Genomic DNA, 20,610 nt, shown 5'->3' with positions numbered 1-20,610 from the left:
CTTCTCCTACAGTGCGTTGGTGAGAACGGGGGCGGGTGTGGTGAGGCGGGAGCGGCCGAGCAGCGGCAGCACTTCCTCACCGACGCGGTACGCCTCTTCCAGGTGCGGATTGCCGGCGAGGATGAACGCGTCCACCCCGAGGTCGATCAGCTCGTCCAGCCGCTGCGCGACCTGCTCGTAACTGCCGACCAGGCCGAAGGCGGGGCCGCCGCGAATCAGGCTGAAACCGCACCAGACATTGGGCTGTACCTCCAGATCCCGGTAGCCGGTGATGGTTTCGGGCACCCAACCCTTGATCCGGCCCGCGCCCACCGAATCGCCCTGCGCGGCGCGATTGGCGGCATCCCGGTCGACGAAGGCCCAGCCCTTGCGGATCTCGTCCCAGGCGGCCTCCTCGGTGTGCCGGGCCAGGATGTCGATGCGGACCGCGAATTTCGGTGTGCGCCCGATCTTTTCGGCGTGAGCGCGCACGCCGTCGAATTTGGCGCGCAGGTCGGCGAACGGCTCGAGCCAGGACAGGTAGTAGTCCGCGTGGCGACCCGCGGCCTGCACCGCGGCACCCGAGGATCCGGAGAAGTACACCTCCGGGAACGGCTGACCGGCCAGCCCGGGCGGCAGCGCGGCACCCTCCGTGCGGAAGAACCGGCCGTCGTGCGTGCAGGGATCGCCGTCCCACACGCCGCGCAGCACGTCGAGGAATTCGCTGGTGCGGGCGTACCGATCGTCGTGGGAAACCTTGTCGCCCCACCACAATTGGGCAGGTCCGCCGCCACCGCTGATGATGTTGTAGACGAGTCGGCCGCCGGTGGCGCGTTGCAGGCTCGCCGACATCCGGGCGGCCTGGACCGGGTGCAGGAAGCCCGGCTGGAAGGCGACCATGAACCGGTAGGTGGTGGTCTCGCGGGCCAGCGCGGCCGCGAACGCCCAGGGGTCCTCGGTGACCGGGAACGACGGCAGCAGCCCGCCGAGGAATCCGGCGGATTCGGTGGCCCTGGCGACGGCGGCGACGTGATCGATGTAGCTGTAGCCGTCCAGTTCCCCGGCGCGCACGGCCGGGGCGATATTGCCCGGACCGTACCCGGCGGCGTCGCCTCGGTTGTAGCGGCGCGGGGTACGCAGCGAGGCGTGATCGCCTTCCATCCCGATGCGCCAGTAGATGTCGATGCTCATACCGCGGCCTCCTGCAGCGTGCGTGCGGCCGGATCGGCGAGGAACAGCAGATGCTCACCGGCGCGGTGCACCTCTTCGATGTGCGGGTGCCCGGTCAGTACGATGGTGTCGAATCCCGTTGCGGCATAAGCCCGTAACTGCCGGGCCAGCTGCTCGTAGCTGCCGACCAGGCCGATGGTCTGTGGATGGCCGAGGACGTCGAATCCGGCCCAGCGTCCGTCGCCCAGGCCCACCGATCGCGCATCGGGACCGTCCGGACGCACCTCGCGCCACTGTCTTTCCGCGCGCGCCCAGGCTTCGTCCTCGGTTTCGCGGGCGATGATCGGCAGTTCGAGTCCGGCGCGCACGGTGCGGCCGGTTTCGGCGGTGCGGGCCCGCAGCCGTGCCAGTGCCTCGGCCGGGCCGTCGGGCGTCTCGGTGAACAGGTGCACATCGCCGTGCCTGGCCGAAAGGTCCAGTGCGGCAACCGAAGTGCCGGACAGGTACACGGTCGGGAACGGCAGGCCGGACAGCACGCCCCGGAAGCCGCCGTCGATCACGTCGAAGTACTCCCCCGCGAATTCGACACCGGTCCCCCGGAATCCGGCCGCCGGTACGGGTTCGGAGTTCCAGACCTCGCGTGCGACGGTGAGGAATTCGGCGGCTCGTCGGTAGCGGTCGTCGCCGGTCACCCGATCGCCGCGAGCGCGCCCGTCGTCGGTGTCCACCGCGACCCGCCACCCGAGCCGACCGCCCGACAGTCGTTGCAGCGTCGCCGACATCTTCGCCGCGTACACGGGAGTGCCGAAGGCGGGCTGGAATTCGACGACGACCCGGCTGTGCCGGGTGGCGCGCAGGGCTCCCCCCGCCACGATCCAGGATTCCTCGCCGAGCGGATCGTAGGGGGCCAGCACGCCGTCGAGTCCGGCCAGTTCGGCGGCATCGATCACCTGGTGGAGGTCGTCGAAGGGGCCGAAGCGGCCGGGCCGCACGTCGGTGGGTTCGCGATCTGCCGGGCGCGGGGCACCGGCACCCGAGGCGGGAGTCGGTGCCGGATCCGCGAAGCCGCCGCGATGCCGCAGGTCGGGGCGGGCGCGTCGGCCGTCGCCGCGACTGGGCAGCCGCCACAGGAATTCGGTCATGCCGCCACCTGCCCGGCGGCTACCAGTTCACGGGCCCGCGCCAGCGGCTCCGGCGCGACCCAGGATTCGAGGTCGAAATCGGCGGCGAGGAAGCCGTGCGCGTACAGGAACTGCTTCTGCACGCCCAGCAGTTCCACCCGGTCCGGGTCCAGCGTCGGATGCAGACCGCGATGGAAGTCCGCGCCGTACGCCGCCTCGACTCCCTCAGGGCCGGAAAGGGTTTCGCGTTGCAGCACGGCCCGCACCGCGTCGAGATTGTCGACGGCCCAGTCGGCGGCGCGCAGGCTCTGCGCGAGGAAGCCGATCACCACCTCGGGAGCGGAGTCGAGCAGATCCTGGTGCACGGTGATCGGACGCGGGGTGCCGTTGTTCACGCGCAGCCGCCGGGTTTCGGTGGCGTCGAGGTCCACGGCCACCCGCAGGCCGTGCTGTGCGGCGACCTCCTGGGCGCGGGCCCCCTTGACATAGACCGCGTCCACCGCACCGCGCAGGAGTTCGTCCACGCCCCAGGTCACCCGGCGGGAACGTTGCTGAATCTCGGTGCGCACCTGCGGATCTCGATCGACACCCAGCTCCACGACGGTGACATCGGCGAGCCCGAGCCCGCCCAGACGCAGCGCGCTGGTGAAGCCGTGCAGCGCCATGGCACGCGGGAAACTGCGCGGCCGATCCTGCGCCCACGCCGGAATGCCGATCCGCAGTCCGGCCAGTTCGGCGGGCGCGCGCACCGGCGAGTCCGGGCCGACGAGAATCGCCTGGGACTCGTCGATCCAGGTCAGACCGATCAACCGGGTCGGCGAACCCTGCGCGCGGGCGGCGATCGCGGGCACGTTGCCGCCCTCGCGGATCAGCCCGGAGAGGCCGTGGTCGAAATGGGATGCGGCCAGTTCCGGCCCGGCGTCCTGGAGAACTCCGAACCGCAGGCCGTTGCGCTGCGCGGTGTCACCCAGCCAGCCGAGGCTGTGTGCCAGGCCGCTGGCGGTGGGGACGGGGCAACGGGTGTACCAGAGTGTGTCGGTCATGAAATACTCCTGGGCTCAAGGGATTCGGGGATTGTCGGCGACGCGTCCGACGCCGAGTTCGGCGAGCAGGCTCGCCCGATAACGCAGGGCGTCGGGATCCGTGCGGTCCCGGGGATGCGCGAGGTCGATATCGATGTCGACGGCGAAGCGTCCGCGGTCCAGGACCAGTACGCGGTCCGCGAGCCGGACCGCCTCGTCCACGTCGTGGGTGACCATCAGTACGGCGGGGCGATGGCGGGCCACCAGGTCGCCGACCAGATCCTGCATCTGCAATCGGGTCAGCGCGTCCAGGGCGGCGAACGGCTCGTCGAGCAACAGCAGTTCGGGTTCACGGACCAGGGCGCGGGCCAGCGCGGCCCGTTGGGCCTCGCCGCCGGACAGGGTGGTCGGCCACTGCCGCGCCTTCCCGTCCAGGCCGACCTCGGCCAGCGCGCGTCGGCCCGCCTCTCGCGTCGACTTCGAACGTCGTTGCCCGACAATCACATTGGCCAGCACCCGTTTGGACGGAATGAGCCGGGGCTCCTGATAGACCGTGGTGCGGACCGCGGGTACCAGCACCTGGCCGCCGTCCGGCGCTTCCAGCCCGGTGAGCAGGCGCAGCAGGGTGGTCTTACCGGTGCCGCTGGGTCCGAGCAGCACCACGAATTCGCCCCGGCGGATGGTCAGCTCCACACCGTCCAGAACGACCTTGCCGCCGAACGCTTTTCGTAATCCTTCGATGCGCACGGCCGTCGGGGCGGCGGAGCGCGAATCGTCCGCGACTGTCACCGGATCGCCACCTGCGCGCGCCACGGCATCGCGAAACGTTCGACCAGCCGCACCACACCGTCGAAGATCAGCCCCAGCAGCGCATAGAGCACGACGCACAGCACCATGTAGTCGGTGCGGTTGTATTCCTGCGCGAGGGTGACCAGATAGCCGACGCCCTTACTGGTACCGACCTGTTCGGCGGCGATCAGACCGGTGATGCTGATGGACAGGCACACGCGCAGCGCCATGAGTACACCCGGCAGCGCCGAGGGCAGGATCACCTCGAGTACCAGCCGCGGCCCGGTCAGGCCGAATCCGCGCGCCGCCTCCACCACCTTGCGGTCCACATTGCGCACCCCGAGATAGGTGTACGCGTACATCGGCGCGACGGTGGCTACCGCGATGAGCAGCACCTTGTACAACTCGTCGATGCCGAACCACGCGATGAACAGCGGCACCAGCGCCAGGAACGGCACCGCCCGCACGATCTGCATCGTGGAATCGACCAATTCCTCACCGAGACCGGACAATCCGGCCGCGAGACCGAGCAGCAGCCCCGCGCTCACCCCCAGCAGGACCCCGAGACCGGCGCGGATGAACGAGGCGAGCGCGAAGTCGACGAGCTGGCCGTTGCGCAGCAGTTCGGTGAACGCCGACCAGACCTTCGGCGGCCCGGCCAGCACCTCCGGCGACAGCGCGCCCGACGCCGAACCGATCCACCAACCGGCCACGATCAGCGCCGGCAGCAGGATCCGCAGCGGCACCGAAAGCCAAGTGGGCCTTCGCTTCTCAACTCTGCTGCGTGGTGGTGCGAGCTGGAGTGCGGAATCGGCGGGTGTGATGAGGGCGGTCATCTCACTGCCCCTTCCGCACCGCGGCCAGCTGATCCGGGGTGAGCTTGGCCTTCAGGTCGTAGAAGATGTCGGCGGCGGTGATCCGGCGGCTGATGACGCCGTTGTCGGCGAACAGGTTCACCACGTCGGCGAGGTCGGCGGCATCGGAGTCGCGCGGCAGCCGCGGGACGGTGGCCTCGGCGTCGACCCGCAGCGCGTCCGCGAGCCGGGCGCCGGTCAGCGCCGTGGGGCCGCTCCGCTCGAAGACGTTCTCGAACGCGGCCGGATCGTCGTGCTGCCGAACGGTCAACCCTTGCAGCACCTCGAGGTACTTGGCGACGACTTCCGGTCGCTTGTCGAGGATTTCGGTGCGGAACACCACCACCGTGTTGTCCTTGGAACCGATGCTCTGCTCGGTCGCGATCTCCACCCCGCCGTTGGCCTTGGCCTCCTGGTAGGGCACCAGGAACGAGGCCCACGCGTCGACCTTGCCGGTCGCGAAGGCCGACGCGGCGTCCTTCTGCTGCAACGGAACCCGCGTCACCTTGGCGGCCGGAACACCGGCCTGGGCCAGGGCCTTCAACAGGATGTACTCGCCCTTGCCCGCCGGATTCACCGCGACCCGCTTGCCGACCAGATCGGCCACGGAGTGGATTCCGGACGCCTTGGTCGCGATGATGCCGCTCTGATCCTTACCCGCCGGATCCTGCACCGCCGCGATCCGCACCGCCACATCCTTGGACAGCGCGCCGACGACCGGGCTGAACGCGGCCCCGGAAACGTCGAGTTGGCGGGTGTTGAACAGTTTCAGCATCGAGCTGAAACCCGGTGTGGTGGTTACCCATTCGACCTTCGCGCCGAGTGGGGCCAGCGCCTTGTCGAAAGTCCCGTCCCGCTTGGCGACGGCCAGCGGACCCGAATTGCCCGGGTCGGCCACCTTCAGCACCAACTCCTTACCGGGACCCGCGTCGGTGGCGGCTCCGGAACCACACGCCGCGGCCAGCGCGACGACGGGAGCGAGCGCGAGCGCGAGACGCCAACCGTGGGGCCTGCGCGTACCGTGCGGCCTGCGCGTGCGGAACATCGTGGAGCACCTCTTCCGAATTCATCGGCTGCATCGAGCGCAGCCGAGCGACTACTGGGCGACAGTAGGTCCGCGCGGGATTCGATACGAGGTAATGCTTTCCGCAGATCGGAAAGCTTGACAGATCAGCTGTTCGGATGCGTTGGTCAGGACACGCGATCACCGGACGACTTCACCTCGACAGTACAGGTTTTCACACACCGTGAGCCCAATTCACCCGAGTAGCGCTTTCCGAATGATGGAAGACTTCGGCCGATCGCGACCGGTCGCCGTGCTACGGTCGGCAGCGTGGAATCCTCCGGTGTGCAGACCGTCACCCGCGCCCTGTCGGTCCTCGACTGTTTCCGCGACGGCGAGGAGCGGGGCGTCTCGGAGGTCGCCCGTCGGCAGGGGCTGGCGATCAGCACCACCCACCGGCTGCTCACCGCGCTGGTCCAGGCCGGATTCCTGGACAAGGACGAGAGTTCCAGCCGCTACCGCATGGGCGGGGCGCTGGCCGAATACGGTCAGATCGCGTATCGCCAGCATCGGATCTATCTGGCCGAGCCCAGTCTCGAACAACTCGCCGCCACCACCGGGGCCAACGCCTCGATAGCCATCCGCCACAGCATTCACGCCGTCATGCTGGGCACCAGCCGCTGGCGGGAAACCGACGGCCACCGCCTGATGGGTGTGCGTCTCCCCCTGCACGCCAGCGCCCTGGGCAAGGCCCTGCTCGCATGGTCCGACACCGCCGACGGCTTCCTCGACACCCTCCCGTACCACGAGGGCACCACCCGATCCGTCTCCACCCCAACCGAACTCCGCGCCGAACTCGACACCGCCCGCGCCCGCGGCTACGCCTACAACGACGAGGAACTCGACCCCGGCTTCCGCACCATCGGCCTGCCCATCCTCACCCCCGCCGGCGACTGCCGCTTCGCCCTGGGCCTGCGCGGCCCCACCACCCTCATGATCCCCGAACGCATCCCGTTCCTGGTCGAACTGGCCACCGTGACCGCCGCCGACATCGCCACCCGCTTCGCGTCCTGAGTCCGGCGCGCACCGCATACCCACGATCCAACGCGGATCAAAGCCCCGGAATGTGGTGTTTCGGATACATCGGACAGTTCTGACATGATCGAGCGATGAATTCACGTAGCTATTCCCGCATGTCAAGCATTGTGGCGATGTCATGCGTGAGCGCGGCACTCACCGGCGTCCCCATCGCGGCCGCCACACCGGGGCCGGCACCTCAGAAACTCTGCACGATCACCTACCCGACACCGGACAACTTCGCCATCACCGCGTCGACCGACGTGTTCGTCCAGCCCAGCGGCAGCGGAGCATTCACCCTGACCGCGCGCACCGACGCGAAATCGCTGCTCCCGTACGATCAACGGTTCCACGTCACCTGGTCGAATCTCGACACCGGCAAGAACGGACAGGCGGAGACCTCCGCCAAGGTCCACGGCCCGGACAACGTGCTGACCATTCCGAACGTCACCACCAAGCCCGGCCGCATACCGCTGGTATTGGGAATCTCCAACCACGGCTCCGCCAAGAATTACACCAATGGTGACTGCAACGTCGAGTACAAGGCGCAGTAACGATTGTTCGCGATGGTCGGGCCGGGAGGGATGCCTCCCGGCCCGATGCGGCTATCTGGTGACGTAGACGTCATCGTTCTGCTGTACCCCGGTCGACGGCACCTCGATCACCGGAATCGGCTTGTTGCTCGGATTTCCGGTGTCCTCGTTCCGATTTCGATGACTGAAACTCAGCCCGCCGGACACGCAGCTCGCGGCGTTCAGGTTCAGCATCTGGTTGAACTGTCGCGTGCCTTCGCCGCGTCGGCGAGCAGGAAGTACTGACGGCAACGACGCCCAACGCCGTCGGTGAGGTTGCTTTCGGCCACTCACCGGTGTGCCGGGGCGAGCGGGGTCAGTTCTGGTCGGGTGTGGGTTGGAGGATGATGACCGGGATCTCTCGTTCGGTCCAGGCCTTGTAGGTGTCGAAATCGGCGTAGGCGTCAACGAGTTTGGGCCACAACCGTTCTCGGTCTTCCGGTCCTGCGACGATCGCGTGTACGGCGAGGCGGCGAGTGCCGATCTGGATGTGTGTGTTCGGATCGTCCTGTAGGTTGCGGTACCACTGGGGGTTCTTGGCCGCGCCGCCCTGGGAGGCCACGATGATGGTGTCGGCGCCGTCGGTGATGTAGAGCAGCGGGGTCGTGTAGTGCGTTCCCGACTTACGACCGCGATGTTCGAGCAACAGGGTGGGTACCGGTTTGCGGAAACCGGCTCCGACTCGCCACTTCCCACCGACTCGGCCGCCGGTCCGTCGATACAGCCAAACATGTGCTTTGCCAACATATTTGAGCATCTTCGGGACCAGGGGGGAATCCAGCTGCTTCGGCCGCGGCGGTGTCGATGCGGTCATACCCATCCTCTGTTCGTCCCGAAACGCGTGTCGCGCGATTCGCCGCAGACAGCACCGAATCGCGTACGTGTGCGCGACGCTACCACAATGATGGATACCCGTACAGACATGTGTACAGCAGATCCCGCCGACGATTCACGCTGCGATGCCCTAATCGCTTGCGCCCATACTTGTTTCGATCGCCTGGGCCATCATCCGGACGGTCTGGTTGCGGGTGAGCGTGCCGAGCATCTGATAGACGGACCGCATCTGTTCGCCGACCATGAGGGTCGGCCCGGCGGTGAGATTATCGAAGGCTTCATCTACGACATCGGCAACCGACGCGGCGTCGGGCGGGGTGTCGTCCTCGGAAGCGAGCTGGCCGCGGGCGTGTTCGAGGCGACGTAGCGCGAGGGTGTCGGTCTTGCCGAGAATGAGGCCCAGCACATCTACTCCCTTGTCGTGCAGTTCAGCCCAAAGCGCCTCGGCGAGAACCATTCCGAAGGCTTTGGTCGCGCCGTAGGCGACCATATTGGGGGCTCCGGCGAATCCCGCGCCCGAGCCGAACAGCACGATCCCGCCGCGACCGCGCTCGACCATGCCCGCGGCGAAGTGATGACACAGCTGCATCGGGACGGTGCAGTTGCGATGCAGCATGGCCTCGGCGGCAGCGATCGGCGCGGACAGGAACGGCTCGAATCGGGGGTCGGCACCGGCGCAGTACACCAGGAAGCCGATCTCCAGGTCGGCGGTAGCCTCGATGATGGTCGCGGATGCCTCAGGTTCGGCGAGATCGACTGTGAGGGTGCGGGTTTCGATGCCGAAGCGGGTGCCGAGATCCGCCGCGAGGTCGGCCAGGACGGCTCGGCGGCGAGCGAGCAGGACGACGTTGACGCCACGTTCGGCGAGTCGTTCGGCGAATGCGGCCCCGACGCCGTCGGAGGCTCCGGCGACGAGCGCCCACGGACCGTAGGTGTCGGCGAAACTCATGCGTCACCACCGACGACGCTGATCCACACACTGGTGAAGCGGCGGCGGGCGATGCGCCAGCCGTCGGGCGTGCGGGTGAGTTCGTCGTCGTAGAAGCCGACGGCGTTGACACCGCTCGCGCCCTCGGGTGCCATGATCAGCCCGTCGACATAGGTGCGGGCCTCGGCGGTGTCGCCGACGACGCTGATCGCCTGGTTGGTGAGCCGGTGCAGGGTGTGCCCGGCCGCGGCGTGCGACCGCCGCATGAATTCGGTGACCGCGTCGATGCCCTGCCAGGTGCCGATATCGCCGTAGTCGAGTGCGCAGTCCTCGGTGAACACGGTCCGGAACAACGGCCAGTCACGCCGGTCGATGCCGGTGGCATACCGCACGATCACATCCGAAATATGTTGCCGGTCTTCGTATTCGGTCATCCGGTAGCTCCGTTCGGGTGCACGATGACGCGAACTCGCCGCGTCCCGTTGCCGCTTCTCGAATATTCGAGATACAATTTCGATTATCCGAAACTGAGAATATGATTTCCACAGCAAGGGAGTCAAGACGATGCCCGGGGCAACTTCCGCGCCGACCGCCCGCGCGCTGGACGCGATCGAATCGCTCGCCCGCGCCGGACAGACGCGAATGCGGTTCTCCGACATAGTGAGTGAGCTGGGCCTGACCCAGGCGACCGCGCACGCGATCCTGAAAACGCTCTGCGATCGAGGGTGGGCCGACCGCGACCCGGTCGACAAAACCTTCTCGCTCGGCCCCGCGGCCGCCGTCGTGGCGGCGCGCATCGACGCCGCTCGCCCGTTCACCCACGCCGCACGGGCCGCCGCGGTCGCGGTCCATCGCGACGTCGGCTATCCCACCTCGCTGGTCGAGCGGACCGGCGACACCCTGGTCATCACCGCGATCGAGGGCGGCGATCCCGACCACCCCGCGGGCATCCCCGGCGACCGCATCCCGTACGCGCCACCCTTCGGCGTCGCCTTCGCCGCCTGGGACACGCCCGAGGGACAACGTGCGTGGATCCGCCAGGCCGCCGCCTCCGACCCGGCGGTCGAACAGCGCCTGGACTCGATCCTGGCCCGTACCCGCGAGCGCGGATTCGACATCGACTGGACCACACCGGCTCTCGCGCAGCACGCCCAACTGGTCGGCACCATGCACGGTGACGGCCTCCCACCCCGGATACGCCGGCCGCTCGAGCGCCTACTCGCCGAATTCGCCACTGTCGGATATCTTTCCGACGACGACCCCGCCCGCGAGACCCAGCCCATCGTCACCATCTCCGCACCCGTATTCGATCACCGCCAACGCGTCCCGCTGATCGTCGGCGTCCACCCGCTGTGCGCCCTCACCGCCGACCGGATCGAAGCGATCGGGCAGTGCTTGATGCGCGCGACGGCCGCGGTCGGATCGAAGCGATCGGGCACTGTCTGATGCGTGCGACGGCCGCGGTCGGATGCAATGGATCTCGTTGCGTGACATGTGACTTCGCGGGATGAGTCAGTGGTGGTCCGAGTGCGCGGGGACCGCGAAACTGACGGTTTTGCTGTCGAGCACTCGATGCGTCGGGGCGGCCAGGCCGATCCAGACCTTGTGCGGTCCCGCCGGGAGGGACTGGATGATCAGGGGCTCGCCGCTGGCGTCCGCCCAGTGCCAGGGTGCGTCGTCCACGACGACGTGGATATGGCCGATGCGCGGCGAAACACTCAGTGCGCCAGCACCATACGCCGCAACGACCCGCATGTTCTCCGCGCGATAGCGGATCACGACCAACCCCATCGCGAGCTGATCCGGCAACGGCTGATCGACGACGAGTGCCGGAGCGGATTGCGCAGTGAGCGGTATGACCGGAGCCGGCGACCAGGTCGGCTCCCCGGACACCGGGACGACGGTTACCGGAGCGACCGGCTCGGGGGTACTCGAGGAGCAGGCGGCGGATGCGAGCAGCAGGGCCGCCGCCGCGCCACCGAGTACGCCAACCAGAGAGTGGCGGGCCGACATCAGGACTTCCGGATCAGTAGAAGGGCTTGGACGACGAAGAAGACACCGCCGCCGGTGGCGTAGACCGACAACACGTCGAGTGCGGGGGCCGGGCCGGTGGCCTTGGCGATATAGACGGCACCGACCAGGAAGGACAGGCCGCCGGAGATCAGAGTCGGCCATTGCTTACCCAGCACGGGACCGCGCCGATAGATGCCGACGGCCAATTGGGCAGCACCGGAAACGATTGCCCAGGCACCGAATACGCCCAGAATCGCACCCTCGCCGCCGACGACTCCGGCAACACCCACGGCGATGGCGGTCAACGTGCTCACTATGCCGTTGAACGCGGTCACGCGACGCTCGGAACCGTCCGGCACCGCGCGGTAGTCGATCGCACAGGAGACAGCGTCGATGAGCGGGTTGGCGCACAAGGCCGCGTTGGGTAGGAGATCCGTTCCACAGCATCTGCCGAATGACGCCATCACCATGCATCATCCCGGTCCCGACCGGTGTGTTGTGCTTCGTTCCACGCCATCCGGCACACTAGAGGTATGGAGCAGCACCCGAGCTACGGCAGCACCCGCCCGTATGCGGTGGTGGACGGCTTGGCCGAACTCGCCGGACCGCAACACGGTGTGATCGAGCTGCCGCTGCGTATGGACTGGTCACAGCAGCGCAGCTACGACCTGGATCGTGACGGTGACCGCCGCTTGCTCTACGAAACAGTCCTCAACGAAGCGCTCCGCCCGGACGACCTCCGAGAGCTCCTCAACGGCGAACTCCTGCTCCGGCTGTGGTCACGGCTGTGGCTCCCGCGCAGAATCCGTGAACTCTGGGAAACACGCTTCCCTCAACTGTTCACAGCTCGGGTCGCATAGCCCGTGGATCCGCTTCATGCGGCGTCGCCCGGGTCGGGTTGGCGGCGATCGAGACTTTCGGATTCGTGCTGGCCGGCGGATACGCGGTGCAAGCCCACGGGCTCCTGCAAAGGGTTTCCGAGGACGTCGACCTCTTTACCAATCGTGCCGATCCGGCCGAGTTTCAGCGCGCCCTCGAAGTCGCTGTTCATGCCTGGCAGACCGATGGTCTCAGCGTCGTCGTCGATCTCCACCACGGCACCTTCGCACGATTGACAGTCACCGATGAGGAACAGCGGGCCATGAAGGTCGAACTGGGGTATGACTGGCGTGCCAAACCGCCTGCCCGACTGTCCGTGGGACTCGTACTGCATCGTGACGACGCCGTCGCCAACAAGGTCTGCACGGTCTTCTCACGGGGCCTACCGCGCGATTACATCGATGTCTACGCATCTCTCACCAGTGGGGCATATAGCACCGATCAGCTCATTTCGCTTGCCGCCGAACAGGATCCGGGCTTCGACCCGGCCATCTTCTCCGACGCACTACGAGCCAGCGCACGCTACGACGACTACAAATACACCGTTTATGGACTCGACGCCGAGCAAGTGGCCGCTATGCGATCGATGCTTTCGGCCTGGGCCGACGAACTCACCGGCTGATCGCCGCAGTTCCGAATCTGTCGGATGACACTGAAGTGACGTACTCTCGCACTCGTGCCTGTGATCGTTGCCACCATCACCCCGAAGCCCGACAAGTTCGACGAGGTCGGGGAGGTGCTCGTACGTCTCATCCCGGAAGTCCACGGTGAGGACGGGTGCGAGCGCTACGCCCTGCACAAGGGTAAGGACCGGTATGTGTTCGTCGAGAAGTGGCGGGATATGGCGGCGCTGGGTGCGCACGGCGGCGCGCCGAGCATCAAGGCCATGAACGAAGGTCTGAAGGATCTGGTGGCGGCCCCGCTGGACGTCCAGATCCTCGAAGCCATCCCCGCCGGGGATCCGGACAAGGGCGCGATCTAGCCGTCCCACCTCGTTCGATCGACGGTCGGCTGCCGTGGTGACCACGCGGCAGCCGACCGTTCCGCGTCATCGGCGGATCAGTTCGACACCGTGTGCGACGATCCAGGCGGCCCAGCCGAGCAGACCGATGATCGCGAACCGACTCGTCCCGTCCGCGTTGTAGGGACTGAGTGCGGCACCAAGGTACCGGACTCCCGACCGGTGGCACGCGAGCCGGCGTGAAGCCCTGACCGGGGACGGCTGCTTGGTATGTTGGATGGCGGATTCATTGGTGACCAAGGGAGTCAGCAATGTTGCGGATCCACTTCACGGTGGCTGATCTCGCGCGGACTCGGTTTCTGCCCGACCCCGCACCTCTGCTCGAAACGAAGTTCGCGCTGCTGGCGCTGTGCACGCGCACGCGGGCGCCGTGGGGAGATCGCTGGCGGCGGGAGGCGGTTGCCGCGCTGCCGCCGTCGGCGGGGCCGTTGGTCGAGGTCATCACGCAGTTCGGCGGAAATCTGTCGCCGTCCGCGACCGGCGCCGACCTCGCGGAGCAGCTGGACGAGCTCCGGGAGATCAGGGCCAGTCCGGAGCGGACGCAGGCGGAAATGGAGTCGTGGTACGGCGCGGGCACCGGGCGCACGCCGGGGTTCATGTCCGGTCCCGTCGCCGAGCCACAGGAGGGCCGGCTGTTCTGCCGGGCCGTGGAGAGCGCGTACGCCGCGATCGTGCGGCCGTACTGGGCCGATATCCGGGTGCACTACCGGATCGAACTCGCGCACCAGACCCGACTCATGGCCCAGTGCGGAATCGGCGCGACCGTCGAGGGGCTGATCGACGGATCGCGTTGGCGCGGTGAGTGTTTGGAGATCGACGTCCCATACCAGCGCACCGTGCGGCTGCGCGGGCGCGGGCTCGTGCTGATCCCGGCGGTGTTCTGGACCGGTCCCCCGCTGGTCGGCGAGTTGCTCGACGAACCGGTGCTGCTGACCTACACGCCGCGGACCATGGCGCCGATCCGGACCAGCGACGACTCCGACACGCTCGCGGCGATCCTCGGCGGCACCCGCGCCGCGGTGCTGCGGCTGCTCGCCGAACCGCACACCACCACCGATATCGCCCGCGGGCTCGATATCGGCCTGGCATCGGCGTCCGAACACGCCGCCGCCCTGCGCGCGGCCCGGCTCATCGACTCCCGCCGCGACGGCCGGGCGGTCGTGCACCGCGCCACCGCGCTGGGCGTCGACCTGATCGAGGTGAACGCGCCGTACGCCGCGACCTGGGCCGCGCTGTAGGACGCCGCTCGAGGTTTCGGCCGGGGCCGAAACGATTGCCGACGCGGATGACACCGTCCGATGATGGACCCACCCGGGGGTCGGGCGCACGCGGGCACGACGTGCGCGAAACGGGTGGCCGGGATGAGGACGAACCTATTCCGAGGTGAATCATGCACGAGGACAACAATTTCGACTACGACTGGATCGTGATCGGCTCCGGCTTCGGCGGCAGTGTGTCCGCACTTCGGCTGGCGCAGAAGGGATATCGCGTCGGCGTCGTCGAATGCGGTCGCCGCTTCGCCGACGCGGACTTCGCGACGACGACGCGGGACGTGCGCAACTACTACTGGGCGCCCGCGCTGGGCCTGCGCGGGATTCTGCGGGTGAACCTGTTCAAGGACGTCTTCGTGGTCAGCGGCTGCGGCGTCGGCGGCGGCAGCCTCGGCTACGCGAACACGCTCTACCGGGCGCGACCGGCATTCTTCGACGATCCCCAGTGGGCCGGGCTCGCCGACTGGCCCGGCGAACTCGAACCGCACTACCGCGAGGCCGAGCGTATGTTCGGCGCGACGACCCTGCGCGGCGACGGACCGGCCGACCTGCTGCTGAAGGAATACGCCGAGTCCGCCGGTTGCGCCGACACCTACACCAAACCGCCGGTCGGGGTGTTCTTCGGCGAGCCGGGCGCAACCGTGCCCGATCCGTACTTCGACGGCGCGGGCCCGGACCGCACCGGCTGCATCCACTGCGGTTCCTGCATGCTCGGGTGCCGTCAGGGTGCGAAGAACACGTTGATGAAGAACTATCTGTGGTTCGCCGAACAGCTGGGCGTGCGAATTCTCGCGGAGCGCAGTGTGATCGGCGTGCGGCCGCTCGACAACGACCGGGGCGCAACAGGTTACGCGGTCACCCACGAGCGCTCGGGCGCGTGGCGAGACCGGGACCGCACGACACTGACCGCGCGCGGCGTGGTCGTGGCCGCGGGCGCGCTCGGCACCAACCGGCTGCTGCAACGCTGCAAGGCCGACGCGACCCTGCCGAATCTGTCCGACCGGCTCGGACATCTGGTGCGCACCAACGGCGAATCCGCGGTCGCCATCACCGCCCGCGACGACGAGCGGGACTTCACCAACGGCGTCACGATCACCTCGAGCATCCACCCCGATCCCGAGACGCACATCGAGGCCGTGACCTACGGTCGATCCGCGGATTCGCAATCGTTCCTGTTCACGGTCCTGAACGATCGCGGTAGCAGGCGCACCCGGCCGCTGCACTTCCTGGCCGCGGTGGGCCGTCATCCGGTGCGGGCGGTGCGGGCGTCGCGGATGGCCGACTGGTCGCGGCGCACCATCATCCTGCTGGTCATGCAGACGGTCGATCAGTCGATTCGGCTGGAGCCCAAGCGTTTTCGGACGTTGCGCGGTGACATCGCGCTGACCACCCGCCAGCACCGGGACAAGCCGATCCCGAACACCCTGCCCCAGGCGTATGCGGCGGGGCGCTGGCTGGCGAACCGGATCGGCGGCACCCCGCAGGCCACCTCCACCGAGGCCCTCTTCGCCATCGCCTCGACCGCCCACATCATCGGCGGCGCGGTCATCGGCAGCGGTCCCGCCGACGGCGTCGTCGACCACCGGCACCGGGTGTTCGGATACGACAACCTGCTCGTCTGCGACGGCGCGGCGATACCCGCCAACATCGGCGCGAACCCGAGCCTCACCATCACCGCACTCGCCGAACGCGCCATGACCTTCGTCCCCGCCGCCCCTGCCACCGCCCGGGCCCGCCGGAAAGCCGATGCCTGAGGTGGAGGTCCGTCGCACATCGAACAGCTGAACAACCCACTGGCACACCGATATTCGGCGCGTAACCGGCGAACAGGTCCAAGATCTCGCTCGTGCCCCGAATGATAGGGGGTGTACACCCGGCGCGAGCTTCGCGAATATGTGGGACAGAGTCCGCCACCGTGGCAGCACTCATCCCCCGAGACAGCGAGTGACAGCCGATGAGTGAGGACCGGAAGTTCGCGTCGTGGGGCGTGCGAGTGGCGGCCGGTCTGGTCGACGTACTCCTCGTCCTCGCCGTCTCACTGTTGTTGCGGCTGGTGGAGATTCCGATCCGCAGCGCGTGGATGCCCGACTTCGCCGAGGTGGGCCACACCCTCGGAGCCGCCGACTTCATCGCCGAAACCAAGCACAAGCTGCAAGTTCTCATAGTGATCAACAGCACGCTGCTCACACTCACGTTGATCGCCAATACCGTTGTCCTGCAAGGAATAACCGGCCAAAGCCTCGGCAAGAAGCTGCTCCGCATCCACATCGTCGGCATAGATCCCGCACATCCGATCGGCGTCGGCCGCACGCTGCTCCGCCAACTCGCGCACCTGCTGGACGCACTGCCCTGCTACCTCGGATACCTGTGGCCGATCTGGGACCCCCAGCGGCAGACCTTCGCCGACAAACTGACCGGCACCCTCGTCGTACCGGTGGGCGAGTCGCAGCCCCAGCCCACGACAGCATCACACGCGACGTACCAACCAGCCGCGATCGCACCGCAACCGACACCGGTAGAGCAGACCGGCGGCCTGGACACCAATCGCTCGTCCGGTGCCGCGCTTCCCACTGCCGAGCCGCCCCAGCGGGATATCCCGATGATCGTCGGTGGCGTCGTGACCGTGCTGCTCGTCGCGGCGGCCGTGGGAACGGTGATCGTCCTGAACGACAGTTCCGACGACGCGCCGAGTCCGCCACCGCTGGCGACCGACACGGTGATGTATTCGGTGTATTCCCAACCGGATTCCGGGTTCGCACCGGACGTGACCGGTATCGCCGTCGACACCACCGGCACCGTCTTCACCGCCTCGCTCGGCGGCACCACGGAAGCACCCGCGCCGCACCGGCATTTCGGGAGTATGGAAAGTGTCGCGATAGGCGACGATGGCGCGGTCTACATCGATACCGATACCGGCCTCACATGGAAACTGGGGCGTGACAATCCCGCTCTCAGCGGCCCCACCGGAAACCATCTGTCCGGCATCCCGTCCGCACCCGAGAGTGCGACGTTCAGTGAGTCGGTCCTGTCGGCCATGTCCGAGTACATGGCCGACGACCTGCGGAAAGGATGTCGGATCACCGTACGGTCCGGCATTGCCTACCAGGCGTGCCTGGGTGCGGTATTCAAGCTGCCGACCGATGCCGACTCCTCGCATGCCGCACCGACCCGTTTGCCCTTCACTGTCGATGAGAACCACGCTCCCGGAGGCATTGCCGTCGACAACGCCGGTGCGGTCTACCTCACCGTCACCGAATACAAGGGTGCGGAACGCACGGGCAAGGTGCTGAAGTTAGCTCCCGGTGCCGGTCGGCCCTCCGAGTTGCCGTTCGAAGGTCTGCTCGGCACGGGCGGGATCGCGGTCGACGACGCGGGGACGGTCCACGTCGCGGATCCCGACAACGGTAGAGTGCTCGCCCTCCTGCCCGGATCCTCCAGCGCCACAACCGAAGCCACCTTCCCGCCCACCACCGACCGGCGACATCCCACCGCCGTCACGGCCGACCACTCCGGCGCGGTGTACGTCGCGGTGTCCGACTCCGCCCTGAAATCGACCACCATCCACAAGCTGACCCCGCAGGTTCACAGCTGAGTGCGGGAAGATGGCAATTCTGCTCGGCCGCAGCACTACTCGTAGTACATGGCCGAAGCGGTCCACCGGGATGAACCGGCCGCGAGTCGGGCAGAGCGACCGCGCCGTACGAGTCGGTACAGCGACCCGGCCAGGCAAGTCGGCCCGATAACCGAGCTGCATAGGTCGGCGCAGGTCAGCGTACAAATCAGGCAGTCGCGCAAGTCGGTCTGCGAGGCGGGTTCGTCGGGCGGGCCTGTCGCACTGCGGCCGCTAGCCCGCGGCGAGCTGTCCCAGTTCCGGGTCTGCGGCGATCTCGGGCGGTGTCTCGGTGGAAATAATTGTGCCGCTGCGGAATTCGACTGTGCGGTGGCAGTAGTGGGCGGCCAGGTCGAGGTCGTGGGTGATGATGATCAAGGTGGTGGCGTGGGTTGTCGCCGTGTCGCGCAGGATGTTCATGATGGCGGTGGCGGTGGGCGGGTCGAGGGCGGAGGTTACTTCGTCGCAGATCAGCAGGGTGGGGTGGTGGGCGAGGGCGCGGGCTATCGAGACTCGTTGGCGTTGGCCGCCGGAGAGTTCGGCGGGGCGGCGGGGAGCGTGGTCGCGGGACAGGCCGACCGCGTCGAGTAGGGCTTCGACGGTGTGGTCACGGTCGGCGCGGAGGCCGCGGCGGGTGAGGGGGCGGGCGATGATTTCCGCGACGGTGCGGCGGGGGTTGAGGGTGGAGCTGGGGTCCTGGGGGACCAATTGGATGCTGCGGCAGATGTTTTCGGGGCGGCGGGCGGCGGTCGGGGCGATCGTGGTGCCGTCGAAGCGGATCGAACCGGTTGTTCCGGGTTCGAGACCGGCCAGGGCTCGGGCGAAGGTGGTTTTTCCCGCGCCGGATTCACCGATCATCGCGGTGATGCTGCCGCGCGGGGCGTCGAAGTCGACGTCGGCGAGTACAGCTGCCCCGGCGCGGCGGACCGCGATTCCGCGACAGGACAGCAATGGAATATCTTCTACCGCAACAGGATCGGCAGGGGTGCGGCGTCGGACCGGGTGGACGGGCGCGGTGCGGTCGAGGCGGATGTCGTGATCGGCGAGGGCGTCGAGCTGCTCGTGCTGATGTCCGGACAGCACGATCGCCATACCGTCGTGATCGGCCAACTCCCGTAGCACTCCGGCGATTTCACGACGCGCGACCGGATCCAGCCCCGCGAACGGTTCGTCCACGAGCAGGATTCGCGCATCGCGGGACAACGCACGCGCGAAGGCGACACGACGTTGCTGACCACCGGACAGCTCACCGACCCTGCGCCCCGCCAAGTCACCGGAAAGCCCCACCCGCGCAAGCAATTCGACAGGTCCGTCCGGTCCGGACGCGAGCTCGCTCAGCAACGCCCGCACCCGCATCGTCGGATGCAACGCCGACCCGGGATCCTGCCCGACGAATCCGATTCGGGTGCGGCGCAATTCACGCAACCGCCCCGGCTCGAGGGCGAGAACATCCTGCCCGAGCACCGTGATCGATCCCGACCGACGCCGGATCGCGGGCGGCAGATATCCGACCGCGGCCTGCATCAGCGTGGTCTTGCCGCTCCCCGAGGCGCCCCGGACCGCGGTGACCGCACCGAGCGGCACACTCGCGCTCACATCACGTAATACCGTGTCGCCGTTGATATTCACGAGAGTCACGGCATCCATGACGATCGCCGGTGCGCTCATACGGTCACCATCCGTCGGCCGAGGACACCGATGGTCGCGTTGACGCTCACCGCGAGCACCCCGATGGCCGCCGCGGGGGCGACCACGGCGTAGGGGTTGAGCATGATGCCCGCGCTGTTCTCCCTGACCATCAGTGCCCAGTTCGTTTCCCCGAGTGAGGTGGGCAGTTGCAGGAATGCGGCGGTGCTGACCAGATAGGTGGCCTCCACGAACCGCAGCCCCAGCTGGGTCGCGACCGTCTCCCGCAGATTCGGCAGCACCTCGCGGAAGATCAAGTACGACAACCGTTCCCCGCTGGCGACCGCGACCTCGACATATCCGGAGACCGCCGTCCGCGCCGCCGCCGCCGCGAAAACCCTTGCGGCGTACGGGGTTCCGATGACGACCGCGATCAGCACCAGCCCGAAGGTCCCCGATTCCGGCCACGACAGCATGACCAGCAGAATCGCCAGCACCGGCGGCGCGAGCAGCAACGCGTCGGTGGTCCGCTCGATCAACGCCCCGATCGCCGGACGCAACGCCGCCACGGCCCCGATCACCGCCGCCAACGTGGTCACCAGCACCGCGATGACCGCGGCCAGCAGCAACAACCCCCACCCGCCGAGCAGCACCCGGCTCGCGACATCCTGCCCGAGATGATCGGTGCCCAATACCGCTGTGGCGGAAGGGTTCGCATACGGAATGTCCACGGGCGCGGTGGCCGGATGCGCGGCCAGGAACGGCCCCGCCACGGCCGACACCACGACCGCGAGGGCCGGTAATGCCACCGCGAACGTCCGCGCACCACGCATCGAGATCC

At 67.8% G+C, this 20,610-nt stretch carries 23 protein-coding genes; 9 read left to right on the top strand and 14 right to left on the bottom strand.

The window, feature by feature from the left end:
- Positions 1-6: 6 nt before the first annotated feature.
- From NRB20_RS28400 to NRB20_RS28375, 6 genes are read right to left on the bottom strand one after another with little or no spacing between them, the layout of a single operon-like run.
- The gene (locus NRB20_RS28400; protein WP_153414409.1) at positions 7-1,170 is read right to left on the bottom strand and encodes an LLM class flavin-dependent oxidoreductase; all 1,164 of its coding nucleotides are present in this window, start codon (positions 1,168-1,170) and stop codon (positions 7-9) included.
- Positions 1,167-2,291, bottom strand: coding sequence for an LLM class flavin-dependent oxidoreductase (locus NRB20_RS28395; RefSeq protein WP_153414407.1), 1,125 nt, complete (start codon positions 2,289-2,291; stop codon positions 1,167-1,169). Before NRB20_RS28395 ends, NRB20_RS28400 begins: the two co-directional genes overlap by 4 nt.
- Positions 2,288-3,313, bottom strand: a complete 1,026-nt coding sequence (locus tag NRB20_RS28390; protein WP_153414405.1) for an ABC transporter substrate-binding protein — start codon at positions 3,311-3,313, stop codon at positions 2,288-2,290. Before NRB20_RS28390 ends, NRB20_RS28395 begins: the two co-directional genes overlap by 4 nt.
- A gap of 15 nt (positions 3,314-3,328) precedes the next feature.
- Entirely contained in the window at positions 3,329-4,081 is a 753-nt protein-coding gene (locus NRB20_RS28385; RefSeq protein ID WP_319945507.1) for an ABC transporter ATP-binding protein, read from the bottom strand.
- A complete protein-coding gene (locus NRB20_RS28380) occupies positions 4,078-4,917 on the bottom strand; it encodes an ABC transporter permease (protein WP_153414404.1) in 840 nt (279 codons plus the stop codon). Before NRB20_RS28380 ends, NRB20_RS28385 begins: the two co-directional genes overlap by 4 nt.
- A gap of 1 nt (position 4,918) precedes the next feature.
- The gene (locus NRB20_RS28375; RefSeq protein ID WP_153414402.1) at positions 4,919-5,980 is read right to left on the bottom strand and encodes an NrtA/SsuA/CpmA family ABC transporter substrate-binding protein; all 1,062 of its coding nucleotides are present in this window, start codon (positions 5,978-5,980) and stop codon (positions 4,919-4,921) included.
- Positions 5,981-6,268: 288 nt separating this feature from the next.
- Here NRB20_RS28375 and NRB20_RS28370 point away from each other — a divergent pair, with 288 nt between their 5' ends.
- The gene (locus tag NRB20_RS28370; RefSeq protein WP_319945506.1) at positions 6,269-7,012 is read left to right on the top strand and encodes an IclR family transcriptional regulator; all 744 of its coding nucleotides are present in this window, start codon (positions 6,269-6,271) and stop codon (positions 7,010-7,012) included.
- Positions 7,013-7,149: 137 nt separating this feature from the next.
- Positions 7,150-7,569: a hypothetical protein gene (locus tag NRB20_RS28365; RefSeq protein ID WP_153414401.1), complete on the top strand. Its 420-nt coding sequence runs from the start codon at positions 7,150-7,152 to the stop codon at positions 7,567-7,569.
- A gap of 51 nt (positions 7,570-7,620) precedes the next feature.
- Here NRB20_RS28365 and NRB20_RS28360 read toward each other — a convergent pair whose 3' ends face one another.
- The 4 genes from NRB20_RS28360 to NRB20_RS28345 all read right to left on the bottom strand — a co-directional run bounded on the left by NRB20_RS28360 (position 7,621) and on the right by NRB20_RS28345 (position 9,783).
- A complete protein-coding gene (locus NRB20_RS28360; protein WP_153414399.1) occupies positions 7,621-7,782 on the bottom strand; it encodes a hypothetical protein in 162 nt (53 codons plus the stop codon).
- Between the two features lie 121 nt (positions 7,783-7,903).
- Positions 7,904-8,344, bottom strand: coding sequence for a nitroreductase family deazaflavin-dependent oxidoreductase (locus NRB20_RS28355; RefSeq protein WP_454786551.1), 441 nt, complete (start codon positions 8,342-8,344; stop codon positions 7,904-7,906).
- A gap of 207 nt (positions 8,345-8,551) precedes the next feature.
- Complete coding sequence (locus tag NRB20_RS28350; RefSeq protein WP_153414396.1) at positions 8,552-9,370, bottom strand: SDR family NAD(P)-dependent oxidoreductase; 819 nt, start codon at positions 9,368-9,370, stop codon at positions 8,552-8,554.
- Complete coding sequence (locus NRB20_RS28345; RefSeq protein WP_153414394.1) at positions 9,367-9,783, bottom strand: nuclear transport factor 2 family protein; 417 nt, start codon at positions 9,781-9,783, stop codon at positions 9,367-9,369. Before NRB20_RS28345 ends, NRB20_RS28350 begins: the two co-directional genes overlap by 4 nt.
- 130 nt (positions 9,784-9,913) lie before the next feature.
- Here NRB20_RS28345 and NRB20_RS28340 point away from each other — a divergent pair, with 130 nt between their 5' ends.
- Positions 9,914-10,795, top strand: coding sequence for a helix-turn-helix domain-containing protein (locus tag NRB20_RS28340; protein ID WP_153414392.1), 882 nt, complete (start codon positions 9,914-9,916; stop codon positions 10,793-10,795).
- A 66-nt stretch (positions 10,796-10,861) separates the two neighbouring features.
- On the opposite strand, the gene NRB20_RS37720 is transcribed toward NRB20_RS28340, so the two are convergent.
- Together NRB20_RS37720 and NRB20_RS28330 are read right to left on the bottom strand one after the other, a co-directional pair.
- Positions 10,862-11,362, bottom strand: a complete 501-nt coding sequence (locus NRB20_RS37720; protein WP_194290040.1) for a DUF6130 family protein — start codon at positions 11,360-11,362, stop codon at positions 10,862-10,864.
- On the bottom strand, positions 11,362-11,832 hold the full coding sequence (locus NRB20_RS28330; protein WP_227833951.1) for a DUF308 domain-containing protein: 471 nt from the start codon (positions 11,830-11,832) through the stop codon (positions 11,362-11,364). The genes NRB20_RS37720 and NRB20_RS28330 overlap by 1 nt, the downstream gene beginning before the upstream one ends.
- Before the next feature lie 63 nt (positions 11,833-11,895).
- On the opposite strand from NRB20_RS28330, the gene NRB20_RS28325 reads away from it, so the two are divergent.
- The 6 genes from NRB20_RS28325 to NRB20_RS28300 all read left to right on the top strand — a co-directional run bounded on the left by NRB20_RS28325 (position 11,896) and on the right by NRB20_RS28300 (position 18,125).
- On the top strand, positions 11,896-12,222 hold the full coding sequence (locus tag NRB20_RS28325; RefSeq protein ID WP_153414391.1) for a hypothetical protein: 327 nt from the start codon (positions 11,896-11,898) through the stop codon (positions 12,220-12,222).
- Between the two features lie 65 nt (positions 12,223-12,287).
- The gene (locus tag NRB20_RS28320; RefSeq protein ID WP_319945519.1) at positions 12,288-12,863 is read left to right on the top strand and encodes a nucleotidyl transferase AbiEii/AbiGii toxin family protein; all 576 of its coding nucleotides are present in this window, start codon (positions 12,288-12,290) and stop codon (positions 12,861-12,863) included.
- Positions 12,864-12,917: 54 nt separating this feature from the next.
- Positions 12,918-13,223, top strand: coding sequence for a putative quinol monooxygenase (locus tag NRB20_RS28315; protein ID WP_153414387.1), 306 nt, complete (start codon positions 12,918-12,920; stop codon positions 13,221-13,223).
- A 290-nt stretch (positions 13,224-13,513) separates the two neighbouring features.
- Positions 13,514-14,500: an ArsR/SmtB family transcription factor gene (locus tag NRB20_RS28310; RefSeq protein WP_153414385.1), complete on the top strand. Its 987-nt coding sequence runs from the start codon at positions 13,514-13,516 to the stop codon at positions 14,498-14,500.
- A 152-nt stretch (positions 14,501-14,652) separates the two neighbouring features.
- The gene (locus tag NRB20_RS28305; RefSeq protein ID WP_153414383.1) at positions 14,653-16,287 is read left to right on the top strand and encodes a GMC oxidoreductase; all 1,635 of its coding nucleotides are present in this window, start codon (positions 14,653-14,655) and stop codon (positions 16,285-16,287) included.
- Positions 16,288-16,487: 200 nt separating this feature from the next.
- On the top strand, positions 16,488-18,125 hold the full coding sequence (locus tag NRB20_RS28300; RefSeq protein WP_153414381.1) for an RDD family protein: 1,638 nt from the start codon (positions 16,488-16,490) through the stop codon (positions 18,123-18,125).
- Positions 18,126-18,377: 252 nt separating this feature from the next.
- Here the strand turns inward: NRB20_RS28300 and NRB20_RS28295 are convergent, their stop codons facing one another.
- Positions 18,378-19,811, bottom strand: coding sequence for an ABC transporter ATP-binding protein (locus NRB20_RS28295; protein WP_153414379.1), 1,434 nt, complete (start codon positions 19,809-19,811; stop codon positions 18,378-18,380).
- Entirely contained in the window at positions 19,808-20,602 is a 795-nt protein-coding gene (locus NRB20_RS28290) for an ABC transporter permease subunit (RefSeq protein WP_153414377.1), read from the bottom strand. Before NRB20_RS28290 ends, NRB20_RS28295 begins: the two co-directional genes overlap by 4 nt.
- Positions 20,603-20,610: the final 8 nt, after the last annotated feature.

It is taken from the genome of Nocardia macrotermitis, assembly GCF_009604405.1.
GTDB lineage: Bacteria > Actinomycetota > Actinomycetes > Mycobacteriales > Mycobacteriaceae > Nocardia > Nocardia macrotermitis.
Note: the sequence above shows the minus strand (reverse complement) of the source record. Positions and strands in the feature narration are given on the sequence as shown.